This window comes from Rhizobium sp. Leaf341 (assembly GCF_001424325.1).
Classification (GTDB): domain Bacteria; phylum Pseudomonadota; class Alphaproteobacteria; order Rhizobiales; family Rhizobiaceae; genus Ferranicluibacter.
Genome location: NZ_LMPE01000015.1, coordinates 981,300 through 994,479 on the forward strand (window position 1 = coordinate 981,300; position 13,180 = coordinate 994,479).

The 13,180-nt window shown below is 64.5% G+C and carries 12 protein-coding genes and 1 tRNA gene; 2 read left to right on the forward strand and 11 right to left on the reverse strand.

The window, feature by feature from the left end; translation table 11 throughout:
• Positions 1–233 precede the first annotated feature (233 nt).
• From ccoS to ccoN, 8 genes are all read right to left on the reverse strand, one after another.
• Positions 234–371 (reverse strand): cbb3-type cytochrome oxidase assembly protein CcoS, encoded by a 138-nt coding sequence (gene ccoS / locus ASG03_RS19215; protein WP_062476936.1) that lies wholly within the window; start codon positions 369–371, stop codon positions 234–236.
• Positions 371–2,632, reverse strand: coding sequence for a cation-translocating P-type ATPase (locus ASG03_RS19220; RefSeq protein WP_062695157.1), 2,262 nt, complete (start codon positions 2,630–2,632; stop codon positions 371–373). The genes ccoS and ASG03_RS19220 overlap by 1 nt, the downstream gene beginning before the upstream one ends.
• On the reverse strand, positions 2,629–3,123 hold the full coding sequence (locus ASG03_RS19225; protein ID WP_062695159.1) for a FixH family protein: 495 nt from the start codon (positions 3,121–3,123) through the stop codon (positions 2,629–2,631). Before ASG03_RS19225 ends, ASG03_RS19220 begins: the two co-directional genes overlap by 4 nt.
• A complete protein-coding gene (ccoG, locus tag ASG03_RS19230) occupies positions 3,120–4,679 on the reverse strand; it encodes a cytochrome c oxidase accessory protein CcoG (protein ID WP_082475852.1) in 1,560 nt (519 codons plus the stop codon). The genes ASG03_RS19225 and ccoG overlap by 4 nt, the downstream gene beginning before the upstream one ends.
• A 113-nt stretch (positions 4,680–4,792) precedes the next feature.
• A complete protein-coding gene (gene ccoP, locus ASG03_RS19235) occupies positions 4,793–5,659 on the reverse strand; it encodes a cytochrome-c oxidase, cbb3-type subunit III (protein WP_062476945.1) in 867 nt (288 codons plus the stop codon).
• A 1-nt stretch (position 5,660) separates the two neighbouring features.
• A complete protein-coding gene (locus ASG03_RS19240) occupies positions 5,661–5,810 on the reverse strand; it encodes a cbb3-type cytochrome c oxidase subunit 3 (RefSeq protein WP_062476949.1) in 150 nt (49 codons plus the stop codon).
• Between the two features lie 12 nt (positions 5,811–5,822).
• The gene (gene ccoO / locus ASG03_RS19245) at positions 5,823–6,554 is read right to left on the reverse strand and encodes a cytochrome-c oxidase, cbb3-type subunit II (protein WP_062476953.1); all 732 of its coding nucleotides are present in this window, start codon (positions 6,552–6,554) and stop codon (positions 5,823–5,825) included.
• 9 nt (positions 6,555–6,563) lie between these two features.
• The gene (ccoN, locus tag ASG03_RS19250) at positions 6,564–8,174 is read right to left on the reverse strand and encodes a cytochrome-c oxidase, cbb3-type subunit I (RefSeq protein ID WP_062476956.1); all 1,611 of its coding nucleotides are present in this window, start codon (positions 8,172–8,174) and stop codon (positions 6,564–6,566) included.
• A gap of 125 nt (positions 8,175–8,299) precedes the next feature.
• Here ccoN and ASG03_RS19255 point away from each other — a divergent pair, with 125 nt between their 5' ends.
• Positions 8,300–8,824, forward strand: a complete 525-nt coding sequence (locus ASG03_RS19255) for a hemerythrin domain-containing protein (protein ID WP_244475310.1) — start codon at positions 8,300–8,302, stop codon at positions 8,822–8,824.
• Here the strand turns inward: ASG03_RS19255 and ASG03_RS19260 are convergent.
• The 3 genes from ASG03_RS19260 to ASG03_RS19280 form a co-directional block, all read right to left on the reverse strand.
• The gene (locus ASG03_RS19260; protein WP_062695161.1) at positions 8,808–9,512 is read right to left on the reverse strand and encodes a Crp/Fnr family transcriptional regulator; all 705 of its coding nucleotides are present in this window, start codon (positions 9,510–9,512) and stop codon (positions 8,808–8,810) included. The two genes, ASG03_RS19255 and ASG03_RS19260, sit on opposite strands and share 17 nt — an antisense overlap.
• Positions 9,513–9,741: 229 nt before the next feature.
• On the reverse strand, positions 9,742–11,595 hold the full coding sequence (locus tag ASG03_RS19265; RefSeq protein ID WP_062695163.1) for a methyl-accepting chemotaxis protein: 1,854 nt from the start codon (positions 11,593–11,595) through the stop codon (positions 9,742–9,744).
• A 756-nt stretch (positions 11,596–12,351) separates the two neighbouring features.
• A tRNA-Pro gene (locus ASG03_RS19280) sits at positions 12,352–12,428 on the reverse strand.
• Positions 12,429–12,716: 288 nt separating this feature from the next.
• Between ASG03_RS19280 and ASG03_RS19285 the strand changes: the two genes are divergently transcribed.
• A complete protein-coding gene (locus ASG03_RS19285) occupies positions 12,717–13,130 on the forward strand; it encodes a hypothetical protein (protein ID WP_062695165.1) in 414 nt (137 codons plus the stop codon).
• Positions 13,131–13,180: the final 50 nt, after the last annotated feature.

Below are 13,180 nucleotides of genomic sequence, written 5' to 3' on the forward strand. Positions count from 1 at the left end.
GTGAAGACCGTCCAGTTCCGATCTGAAGAAGTGCTCGAAGTTCATGGGCGCACCTGAATCCTGTTGTCTCGTTGGTAAGATAACAGGATCGCAGACAGCGCCCGTTGATCCAGATCAATCGATCGGGTCAAGCGCACCGACGCCCTTCGAGAGCGCGAGGTCCTGCGCGGCATGGCAGCGGGGCTCTTGCCGGACGAGGATCCGCGGGCCGCGGTGGACAGGCGCAGGATGGCTCAGTCGTCGAGGAGCACGCGCTCTGCAGCGCCGTCCATGTCTTCATATTGGCCGGATTTGAGCGCCCAGACGAAGGCCGTCAGTCCCAATCCACCGAGAAGCAGCGCGATCGGCACCAGATAGAGAAGCGTCGCCATCAGCCGCGTGCCTCGCTCGTTTGCAGAACCGGCGTGCCGACCGAACGGCGCGACCACCGGGGCCCGATCCTGCCGACGCCGAGCCGCATGGCATTGGCGATGACCAGGATGGAGGAGCCCGACATGGCGAGAGCGGCGAGCAACGGTGTGACATGCCCCATGATGGCGAGCGGCACCGCGAGCACGTTGTAGCCGACCGCCAGTGCGAAATTCTGCTTCACGAGCCGCTCGGCCTGTCCCGCGACATCGAGCGCATGTGGCACCGCATCGAGGCTTTCGTGCAGGAAGACGAAATCGGCAGCGTTCCGGCCGATGTCGGCGGCCGTGGCCGGCGCCATGGACACATGGGCGGCCATCATGGCCGGCGCGTCGTTGATGCCGTCACCGACCATCAGCGTCTTGGTGCCGGAACCCGCGAGCTGCTGCAGCCGGCGGACCTTCTCTGCAGGCAAGAGATCGGACGCCGCCCTTTCGATCCGCAGGGACGAAGCGACCATTCCGACGGACGCGGACGTGTCGCCGGACAGGATTTCCGGGGTGACGCCCTGCTCCCGCAGACCCTGAACCGCGCGCGACGCCCCGCTTCTCAGCTTGTCGGAGAAAGCAAACCGCGCGGCAACGACCCCGTCCCGGCCGAGCACGGTTCCCGAAGCCTCGGAGTGCCCCTCCGGTGATACCCAGGACGCTTTGCCCAACCTCCAGAGCGCACCGTTCACGACGGCCTCGACCCCGAAGCCCGGCTGCTCGCTCAGGCTTTCGAGCCGCGGGCCTGCGGACGCCAAAGGCATGCCGGCCACAATCGCCTTCGAATAGGGATGGCTCGAGGCCCGCGCGAGCGCCACGGCGATCTCGGCGGCCTGCGGGTCGGCGAAGGCGGACGATTCGAGTTCAGGGATGCCCATCGTCAGGGTGCCCGTCTTGTCGAAGACAACATGGTGGATCTCCGCCAGACGCTCCAGCGCACCCCCGTCCTTCATCATGATCCCTCTTTCGAAAAGTCTGCGGGCCGCCATGACCTGGACGATAGGCACGGCCAGTCCGAGCGCGCAGGGACAGGTGATGATGAGAACGGCCGTCGCCACGGTGATGGCGTGATGCCAGTCCCCCGTCGCGGCCATCCAGCCGATGAAGGTCAGAAGCGCCGTGAGGTGCACGACCGGCGAATAAAGGGCCGACGCCCGGTCGGCCAGCCGCCTGTAGATGCCCCGGCCCTGCTCGGCTGCCTCCATCAGTCCGACCATTTCGGCCAGAAACGAGTCCTTCGCGGCGGCGGTCGCGCGGATGACGAGGGCGCCCGACAGATTGTGCGTGCCGGCGAGGAGCTGCGAGCCTGCCCTGATACTGCGCGGGGCGCTCTCGCCGGTCGCAAGGGAACAGTCGAGCTCGGAGATCCCTTCGACGACCGTCGCATTGACCGGGATCCGGTCGCCCGGCCGAACGACGAGGTCCATGCCGGGTTCGATCTGCGATAGAGCGATATAGTCGCGGCCGCCATCGGCGCGCAGGCGGACAGCGCCGCGCGGCGACAGACGCACCAGCCCGCTCACCGCCGCCCTGGCCCTGTCCCGCATGACATGATCCAGCGTGCGCCCGATCAACAGGAAGAAGAGCAGCGAAACCGAGGCGTCGAAATAGGCGTGCTCGCCATGGGTGATCGTCTCGTAGAGGCTGGTCGCATAGGCCAGGGACACGCCGATGACAATCGGCACATCCATGTTCATGCGCCCGTGCCGGAGCGCGTTCCAGGCCGAGCGGAAGAAGATCCGGCCGGAATAGGCGATGACGGGGATCGCCACCAGCGCCGACACCCAGTGGAACAGGTCGCGCGTCGCACCCTCCGCGCCGGACCAGATGGACACGGACAGGAGCATGATGTTGCCGGTGGCAAAGCCGGCGACGCCGACGGCGAGCAGCAGGTCCGACAATGTCTTGTTCCTGGCGGACGCGGGCTCCTCCGTCATGTGCGCCGCGTAGCCGAGCGACTCGATAAAGGCGACAAGAGGCGGAACGTCCGGTTCCGCCCACCGGACGGTCACGCGCCTCGTTGACAGGTTCGCCCTTGCCGACACGACGCCGGGAAGGGTGAGAAGCCCCTGCTCGATGACCTGCATGCAGGCGGCGCAATGCATAAGGGGGACGGCGATCTCGGACTGGTACAGTCCCTCCCCCAGCGCGCTCGACGCGACCCGAAGCTCGTCCGACGACAGGCCGGTCGGCTTTGCCAGTTCCGTATGCATCGCAAAGGCAGCGCAGCAGCTCATTGGCCTGTTCCCATCGTGATCGTCATGCGGCGGATCACGCGATACGGCGTCTGGCGGCCGACATCGCTGTCCAGCTGCACCGTCCAGACGCCGTCCCGGGCCGCCCCCCGCGCCTCGAAGCCGCCATCCGCGGTCGGCTGAAGACGAACCGCCCAGTCCTTGGCCTGGTAGGAGGGATGACGGAACTCGGCGACGACCGACGAGACCGCCACCGGTTTTCCGCTCCGGTCGGTCAGGTGAAACCGGATGGTGCCGCCCTGGATCTCCAGCGCCGGCTTCCAGCCGAGATCGAGCTGGTCGTGGCTCCGCTTCAGACGGTTGTTGAACTCCTGGCTGGCGACATAGCTGTTTTCCACGACGAGCCCCCCGAAGGACGAGCCCGCCAGCCGGGCCATGGTGATGTTGACGGCGATGATGATGCCGAAGAATGCGACCATGACGGCCAGCATGTGCCGGCCCGTAAAGCCGGCATTTCGGGAAGGCGTGTTCATCGTGCGGTCTCCGGAGCGTTGAATGTCGCCATGTAGCCTGCGGTTTCGCCCGAGGCGGGATCGCTGACTTTCAGGAGGAAGGGTTGCGGGCCGGAAGCCACATGGCCCGGCTCAGCGCGGACGAAGACCTTCAGCGTCTTCAGCCGATCCGGCTCCAGCGCGATCTCCGCCGTTTTGACGTTTTCGAGAGCCGCCCCGGCGATCGTCATCGTCGCCCCGTCGAAGCCCGGATCGAGTTGCAGGGTCACGGTGCGCGGCTGCGGGATCATGTTGAGGATCTTGACCGTGTAGCCGTTGCGCACCGCGCCATCGGACAGTCGCACGAATTGCGGGTTCCGGTCGTGAAGCACGTTCAGTTCGAGTCGATCCCGCGTTGCCACGGCGAGCGCCATGGACAGGCCGACCGCGCTCCAGGCCGTGAAGTAGAGGAAGGTCCGAGGCCGGAGGATCTTCCGCCAGTGGAAGTGCGAAACCGCTGCGTTGAAGCCGCCCTCGGGCGTGCGCACCAGCTCCGGCGTGATCAGGGCCGTTCCCGAGCGGGTCGCGAGCGCCATGTTGCTGTCGTAGTCGTTCAGCGTCGAGTACCCGATGAGGCCGCGCTCCCGTCCGAGCCTGCCCATGATGTCGTCGCAGGCGTCGATGCAGAGGGCACAGGTGATGCATTCGAGTTGCTGCCCGTTGCGGATGTCGATGCCCATGGGACAAACGGCCACGCAGGCATTGCAATCCACGCAATCCCCGGTGCTCTCGCCTGCCGCTGCCGCCTTCTTCGTGTGACGCGAGCGCGGCTCGCCGCGCCAGTCGTTATAGGTGACGGTGAGCGAGGTTTCGTCCAGCATCGCCGCCTGGATCCGGGGCCAGGGGCACATGTAGGTGCAGACCTGTTCCCGCATGAGGCCGCCGAACGTGTAGGTCGTTGCCGTGAGAATGGCGACGGTGATGTAGGCCGTCGAGATGGCGTTGCCGCTGAGGAGGTCGGGCACCAAGGTCGGCGCGTCCGCGAAGTAGAAGATCCACGCGCCGCCGGTCAGGACCGACACCAGGAGCCAGCTGGCATGCTTGAGGGTCCGGATCCGCAGCTTGCGCAAGGTCCACGGCCCCGCGTCGAGCTTCATGCGGGCGTTCCGGTCTCCTTCGAAAAAGCGCTCGATGACCAGAAACAGGTCCACCCAGACCGTCTGGGGACAGGCATAGCCGCACCAGGCGCGCCCGATGGTCGACGTGACGAGGAACAGGCCGATGCCGGCCATGACAAGCAGACCCGCGACATAGATGAACTCCTGCGGCCAGATCTCGATGGAGAAGAAATAGAAGCGGCGGGTCGCCAGATCGATCAGGACCGCCTGGTCGGGCGCATAGGGCCCGCGATCCCACCGTATCCAGGGCACCACGTAGTAGATGCCGAGGGTGATCGCCATCACGATCCACTTGAACTGCCGGAACGTGCCCGTGGCGCGCTTCGGGAAGATCTTCCGGCGGCGCGCATAAAGGGCCGGGCCTTTGGCAGGCGTCGGACGGGTGAGGATCTGAGCCTTCGGCGCGTCGTCGGTCTGCATGAGCGTGGCTGCCTCTCTTCTGGCGACATCGAGCCGGTCGGTCCGGCCAGGCGTTCGTCGGAATGCTTATGCCGCACAACCCCGCTGCGCCTGTTGATCCAGATCAAGCCGACCTACTTTTCGCCACCGCCGAGCTCATGGACGAACGTGGCCAGTTCCTTGACCGTCGTCTCTCCCAGGCGGTCGTTCCACGCCGGCATGACACCCGCGCGGGGCGCGCGTACCTGCGCGGCGATCGACGCCTCGCCCGACCCGTAGAGCCAGATGGCGTCCGTCAGGTTCGGAGCGCCCATCTCCCTGTTACCCTTGGCGTTGTCGCCGTGGCAGGCGGCGCAGTTCTCGGCAAAGACCGTCTTGCCCGCAGCGATGAGAGACGGATCCCGGACGGGGCCCGACAGGCTGGCGACGAAGGCGCTGACCTGAGCGATCTGGGCCGGCTCGAGAACGTCGGCAAAGGGAGGCATGAGACTGTCCCGCGTCTCGCCGTCCTTGGTGAAGCGGATCCCGTGCGCGATCGTCTGGCGGATCTGGTCGGGGTTTCCGCCCCACATCCAGTCGTCGTCGTTGAGGTTGGGAAAGCCTTTCGATCCTTCGGCGCCGGAGCCGTGACACTGGACGCAGTTCATCTTGAACGCCGCGGCGCCAGCGGCAATGGCGATGGGCCGGAGCGCTTCGTCCGCAAGGATGTCGTCCATCGTCCTCTCGCGGATCGCGGTCTGGTAGACGTCCATCTCCGCGCTGGCTGCCTGCAGATCCCGGTCGACCTCGGCGCGGCTCGAATAGCCGAGCACGCCCTGGGTGGAGGTTTTCAGGAGCGGCCATGCCGGAAAGGCGATGACATAGCCCAGCGACCAGATGATCGTGGCGTAGAAGGTCCAGACCCACCAGCGCGGCATGGGATTGTCCAGCTCGCGGATACCATCCCATTCATGCCCCGTCGTGCGAACGCCCGACACGTCGTCGATGTGTTTCTCGGTCATCTCAATCGTCCTTCAGCGGGATGCGGGCGGCGTTTTCGGACAAGATCTTGCTTCCCGGGCGGAAGGCGAAGGCAGAGGCCAGAACGAAGAAGGCCAGCATGGCCAGAAGCCCCCAGCTGTCTGCAAACGTGCGCATGAAATGATAGTCCATCGTCTGCCTCTCCTAGCGATCGCCGCCGGTTTCGTCGTAGGTCTTGTAGTCGACCAGCGTGCCGAGCATCTGGAGATAGGCGACGAGCGCATCCATCTCGGTCACGGCCTGGGGGTCGCCGTCGAAGTCGCCGGTCTTGGTCTTCGGGTAGCGGGCCTCCAGCGCGGTCGTATCCGCGTCGGCGCTCGCCTGCGTCCTTGCGTCTGCCGTCGCGTTTTCGATCATGTCGGCCGTGTAGGGCACGCCGACATCGGCATTGGCGGTGAGGTGCGCCGACAGGTCGCCGTCCGTGAGCGGCGTCGTCTTCAGGAAGGCGTAGCTCGGCATGATCGATTCCGGCACCACCGACCGCGGATCTTCCAGGTGCTGGACATGCCAGGCATTGGAGTAGCGATCGCCGACGCGGGCGAGATCGGGGCCCGTCCGCTTGGATCCCCATTGAAACGGATGATCGTACATCGACTCCGCCGCGAGGCTGTAATGCCCGTAGCGCTCGACCTCGTCCCGGAAGGGCCGGATCATCTGGCTATGGCAGACATAGCAGCCTTCGCGCACGTAGATGTTCCGGCCGGCAAGCTCCAGAGGCGTGTAGGGCCGCATGCCCTCGACCTTTTCGATCGTGTTCTCGAGGTAGAAGAGCGGTGCGATTTCCACGATGCCGCCGATCGTGACGACGAGGAGCGAGCCGATCAGCAGGAGCGTCGCGTTGCGCTCGATAATCGCGTGTTTGTCCATCAGAGCCATGGCGGGTTCCTACTCGGCGGGCTGAAGCGAAGGGAGCAGGCCGCCGATCGGAGCTTCGTCGCGCTGATGCCCAAGGATTGTCATCGTGATGTTCCAGGCCATGACGAGCGCTCCCGAAAGATAGAGCAGCCCACCCAAGGCGCGGATCAGATAGTAGGGATGAAGGGCGGCCACGCTTTCGACGAAGGAATAGACCAGGAAGCCCTGTTCATCGTGCTCGCGCCACATGAGGCCCTGCTGGATGCCCGAGACCCACATGACCGCGGCGTAGACGACGATGCCGAGCGTCGCGAGCCAGAAGTGCCAGCTCACCATGCGCATCGAGTAGAGCGCCGGGCGGTTCCAGAGCTTCGGCGTCATGTAGTAGACCGCGCTGAAGGCCATGAGGCCGTTCCAGCCGAGCGCGCCGGAGTGCACATGGCCGATCGTCCAGTCCGTATAGTGCGACAGCGAGTTGACCGTCTTCACCGCCATCATCGGGCCTTCGAAGGTCGACATGCCGTAGAAGGCGATGGCGGCGACCATCATGCGGATGATCGGGTCCGTGCGCAGCTTGTCCCAGGCCCCCGACAGGGTCATCAGGCCGTTGATCATGCCGCCCCATGAGGGCATCCAGAGCATGACGGAGAACACCATTCCGAGCGTCTGCGCCCAATCCGGCAGGGCCGTGAAATGCAGGTGATGCGGGCCTGCCCAGATGTAGAGGAAGATCAGCGCCCAGAAATGGATGATGGAGAGCCGGTAGGAATAGACCGGGCGGTTCGCCTGCTTCGGCACGAAATAATAGAGCATGCCGAGAAAGCCGGCGGTCAGGAAGAAGCCGACCGCGTTGTGGCCGTACCACCATTCCGTCAGGGCATCCTGGACGCCGGAGAAGGCGGAGTAGCTCTTCGAGCCGAGGAAAGACACCGGCATGCTGAGATTGTTGACGATGTGCAGCATTGCGATCGTCACGATGAAGGCGAGATAGAACCAGTTCGCCACGTAAATGTGGGGCTCACGCCGCTTGATCACCGTTCCCAGGAAGACGACGAGATACGCGACCCAGACGACCGTCAGCCAGATATCGACATACCACTCGGGTTCGGCATATTCGCGGCTTTCGGTGATGCCGAGGAGATAGCCGGTCGCGGCCATGACGATGAAGAGCTGGTAGCCCCAGAAGACGAACCAGGCGAGATCGCCGCCGAAGAGACGGGCGCGCGATGTTCGCTGGACGACATAGAACGACGTGCAGATGAGGGCGTTTCCGCAGAACGCGAAAATGACGCCCGACGTGTGCAGGGGGCGGAGCCGGCCGAAATTGAACCACGGCTCGATGTTGAGGAGCGGATAGGCGAGCTGCAGGGCGATGACCACCCCGACCAGCAAGCCGACGACGGCCCAGAACACCGTTGCGATCAGCCCGTAGCGGATCGGACCATCCATATAGGCGGATGGATCGACCGCGGGCGCAGGCTGGAAGTCGACCTGGCGCAAAAGCGCGATGACGCCGACGACGAGAACGATCGCCAGCACCCACATGTGCTTTGCGAAGGCCGCGTCGTGCGCGAAAGCGGCAGCGAGAACCGCAAGAAAGCAGGCTATTCCCAAGCTGACGATGGATGTTGCATACCTCATGAAGCGGTCCCCGGCTCTGTTGTCGCAACACCCTTCCCGCATCCCGCGCGCAGCGGCCTTGATCTATGTCAAAGATCTCGTGTTCCGCATCGCTAGTCTGGGGGCGCAACAACGGAGAGCGGACCATGGCAGCGGTGAAGAACGCGATCGGCGCACGAATCTCATCGGCGCCGGCAGAGTGCCTTTCGCACCTCAACCTTCAGGAGCGCCCTGTCATGCAGGCCGTGCGCCTGATCCATGCTGGCAAGATGGCACTTTGCGCCGAACTCGAGGACATCGCCGACAGGTTGCCGGCCAATGTCGACGAACTCGCCTGTCTATCGCTCGCGGAACGCCTGCTTCCGGGCCTGAGGCATGCGCACGCCTATGAAGAGAGCGTGCTCTTTCCGCTCTACGATCAGATCGCGTCATACGACCGCGCCTCCCTTTCGACCGACCGTCTTCGCACCGAACATGTCGCGGATGCCTTCTTCGCAGACGACATTACCGCCATGCTCTTCGAGCTTGGACATGCCGGCCGTCTCCGCGACCCCGAAACCTTCGGCTTCATGCTCCGCGGCTTTTTCGAGGGTCTGCGACGCCATGTGGCGTTCGAGGTCGAGCATGTGGCCGCCGTGATCGCCGACAGGACCGTCAGGTCCCTGACCTGACCTTCAGGCGGACCGGGTCGATCAACTGCAGATGACGGCTCTGACGGAGGGCGATGATCCCCTCCGCACGCAGCTTCGACAGCTGCCGGCTCACCGTTTCGATCGTCAGCCCGAGATAGTCCGCGATTTCGAGGCGGGACATCGGCAGGTCGAAGCTCAGCGGCTCGGAACCTTGAACGCCGTCGACGCAGCATCGCTCGGCAATCAGGAGAAGATAGCTCGCCACCTTTTCCTGCGCCGTCTTGCGCCCGAGCGTCAGCATCCAGCTTCTCGAAGCATCGAGTTCGCTCAAGGTCTGCCGAAGAAGCCGGTTCTCCAGCAGCAGCGACTGCATGATCAGGCTCTCGAAGGTTTTGCGCGGAAACGAGCAGAGGACGACGGCTGTTGCCGTCTGGGCGGTGACGATGCTCTCCTCCTGGAAGGGCCTGCCGAGAAAGTCGGGTGAGAACTGCAGTCCGACGATCTGTTCGCGACCATCGCTGAGACTTTTTGTGAGCTTTACCGCACCCGACAGAATGACGGCATAGCGATCAACAGGCTGAGCCTCGTTGATGAGTGCGCTGCCCGGCGACAAGCTGCGCCGCGTCGACGACCGTGCAAGGACGGTCTGCTGGGTGGCGTCGAGCGCGCCGCAGATGCCATGGAGGCGGGCGTCGCAGGCACGGCATGGGGCCGGGATCTGCGACATCGGAGCAATCTCTTCATCTCTCACGCGGTCGGACCCTTCACAACGGCGGCTGGCGGCATGATGATCTCTACCGTTCCCGGGGAAACCGGCGTTGATCGAGATCAACCTTCCAGCGTCCTGTTTTGGCCGGATGAGCGCTGCTTGGCGCTCGGACGGCAAAGGGCGGACGCCACCCGCCTGCCCGCAGGAAATGCGCGGCGGTGTCTCCGCGGCGTCCCGACAGGCGCGCTTACGAGGCTTTCCTGAAATCCGGCCTTGCGAACAGGGCCGCCGGCGTTCCAGGCTCGCGGATTGCCTTTCGCCGGTTCAGCTGGAAGCGCCCGACAAGCCCCGTAAGCTCGCCGGAGTCCGAGGCGAGCGCATGGCTGATCGCCGTGGTCTCCTCGACCATGGACGCATTCTGCTGCGTCATCTGGTCGATCGAATTGACGGCCGAGCTGATTTCCCCGAGGCCCACGGACTGTTCCTGCGCCGCCATCGTGATTGCCTCGACCTTGGTATTGATCTCGCTGACGTAGCTGTCGATCTTCGACAAGGCGCTCACCGTGTCTCCGACCAGCTTGACGCCGTTCGCCACGTCGCCGCGCGACATCTGGACGAGGGCCGTTATCTCCTTGGCGGCGGTGGCGGAGCGCTGTGCCAGTTCCCGCACCTCCTGGGCCACGACGGCAAAGCCTCGTCCGGATTCTCCCGCCCGGGCGGCCTCGACGCCGGCATTCAGGGCCAGCAGGTTCGTCTGGAAGGCGATCTGGTCGATCACCTCGATGATCCGCCCGATCGCATCCGACGAGGTTTCGATCCGCGACATCGCCTTGATGGCTTCGCCGACAACGGCTGTCGAGCCCGACGTGCAGGCGCGGGCGTCGCGAACGAGGTCACGCGTTTCGGCCGTCCGCTCGGTCGATGCCCGGACCGTCGACGTGACCTGCTCGAGGGCTGCCGCCGTCTCTTCGAGCGCGGCGGCCTGCTGCTCGGTCCGCTTGGAGAGATTGTCCGCCGCCTCCCGCATCGCCTCGGAATTCGCGCTGATGTGTCCGGTTTTGTCGAGCACCTGCTCGAGCGTCGCCTGGAATGTCGCGATCGAATTGTTAAAGTCATGCCGGAGCGCTTCGAATTCGGGAGAGAAGGGTTGATCGATGGTCATCCGGATATTGCACTCCGCAAGTCTTCCGAGACCCGCTCCGAGCGTGTTCACGACGACCTCGAGGTTTGCGGCCTGCTCCGCCTGGAAAAGTGCGCGGTTCGCGCGCTCCTCCTCGGAAGCGCGCCGTGCGGTCTCCATCTCCTCCCGCATGCGGATGCGGTCGAGCGCCGCCCGCCGGAACACCTCGACCGCGCGCGCCATGCCGCCGATCTCGTCCTGCCGCGCCTTGTAGGGAACGTCCTTGGAATAGTCGCCCTCGGCCAGCCTGCCCATATAGGTCGCAAAGGCCGAGAGAGGCGTGACGGCGCAGCGTCGAATGACCCAGAGACCGGCAAGAAACAGCGAGAGAGAGGCCGCACCGCCCGTCAGGGCGCTGATGCTGTAGACGGAGTCCTGCCTGTCCGCAAAACTCTCGATGTTCGTCATCGATTGGTTCGCGGCCTCGGTCAGGCGGTCGACCGCCTCGCGGTGGATATGAAAGCGTTCCTCGAGATCGTCGAGGACGGCGCGCATCCGGTCGGTATCGCCTGCTGCCGCTGCCTCGGTATACGGCCCCAGCACGACGCTCCAGAAGGCGTCGGCGGTCTCCAGATCCGTCCTCACCAGTCGTTTCAGCTCATCGGAAATGCCCGAGCGGTCCCAATAGGCGCGGCGCTCGTCGAAGGCGTTCTTCAGGACCTTGATCTTGTCGAGATCTCTCTGCCGTACGTCCGTGTGAATGAAGGCCTCGCTCGCCAGCCCGTAGGCCTCCACGACGTAGAGCGGCGGCGGCAGCACGTCGGCAACGAGATCCTTGTGGGCCTCGATCTCGGCATAGACGGGGCCTCCAATCTTGAGCTTTTGCAAGGCCATGTTCTGGAGGCCAAGGGCAGCGAGCATGCCGATCGAGACAACGGTTCCGAATGCAAGGGTGAGGCGGGAAATCGTAAGGTTCTTCATGGGGAATACCACATATCTGCTGAAACTTTGGCGATAGGAGACGAACGACGTGCCGGCGTGGGAAGACGGCCCGCGGCGCAAGGCCCGCCGGATGGACGAGGACGGACAAGGACGCGGACAAGAACAGGGAAAGGCAGCCCCCGGCCGACATCACGGCGACGGCTCTGCGGACCCCCGCGCGCATCGCAACCGCCACGCACATCGTCGCAACGGGCCGGCCGGAACGCCGGCGTTCGGCGCGCTCGCGGGATCCGGGCCGATCGTGTGAGTGTGTTCCCTGAATGCATCGTCGCGTCTTTTAAACAGCACGCGCTTACGTTAGTAGAAAACTATTAATTAAGCGTTCCATATCTGGGGGCAGGTTGTTAACGCCGCGTTAACGCCATCCGCGACCGCAAGATCGGCTCATGCCTGTCGCCCGAACGTGTGCAGCGGCTTCGGGAAACGACATGCATCAAAACACGAACGTAAAGCGCGTTGCGCGCACCGTTTTCCGGCAGGCGGAGGCGTGCCCGATGGTGAAATGGTCATGAAGCGCGTGTGAGGGATCGCAACCGTCATACTGCGAGACGCTGTGATGCAGGATGGAAAGGTAGATGCGAAGAACGCAGCCGCTCGTCGTGCCCGCTGACACCGACCCCCGCACCCGCTGTCGCCGGGTTCTCGTTCCAGCCCCCCTGGAGAAGGGCATTCCGCAAGCCATCACGTCTGGAAGGCAATCGAAACGAAAAAGCCCGCTTTCGCGGGCTTTCGAGCTGGTCGGAGTGGCAAGATTCGAACTTGCGACCCCCACGTCCCGAACGTGGTGCGCTACCAGACTGCGCTACACTCCGTGACCAGCGGCGCTTCTATAGAACAGGGGCTTTCATTCCACAAGCGGCAAATCGACGGTTCGACAGAGTTTTTGACAGGATGATGGCGGCGGCCGGTTTCCAGTGGCGGCAATAGAGATTTTCGGCAACGCTCGGAAATTATTGCGTATCGACCGGTTGCAACCGATGTTCATTCGACGCGATTGGCGCTAGAGGCGTGGACGAACGGGCGGTGCGCCTCGGTGCCGGAATGGGCTGGCGGAAGGCGCCGGCTCGTCCTGTTTCAGGATCTTTCGAAGGGGACGATACATGACCTTGCGGGTTTTCGCCGCTGCCGGCCTCGCGCTGGCGCTTGCCGGATGCACCACCATCGCGCCACAGCAGCAGAATGCGGTCGAGGCCCGCTGGGCCGGACAGCCGGCCGGCGTGTTTTTCGCCCAGTTCGGCCCGCCCACCGCCGATGTGCAGAGCGGCGGCAACACGATCTATTCGTGGAAGGGCGGCTACCGCAACCGCAAGGTTCCCGCGACCTATGCCAAGAAGGCAGACGGCTCGCGCGGCAAGCAGACATCCGCGGCCCGCACCGAATATCTCAGCTGCTCGGTGCAGCTCACCGTGTCCTCCGATTATGTCATCCGCTCGGTGCGCCTCGTCGGCGACCGCCGCCAGCCCGGCGGCCCGAGCTGGTGCGAGGAAGTGCTGGCCGGCGCCAAGGCGTCCTGAACCAGCCGTTACACGTTGACCAGACAACACCGGGGCGCGGCGCGCTCCGG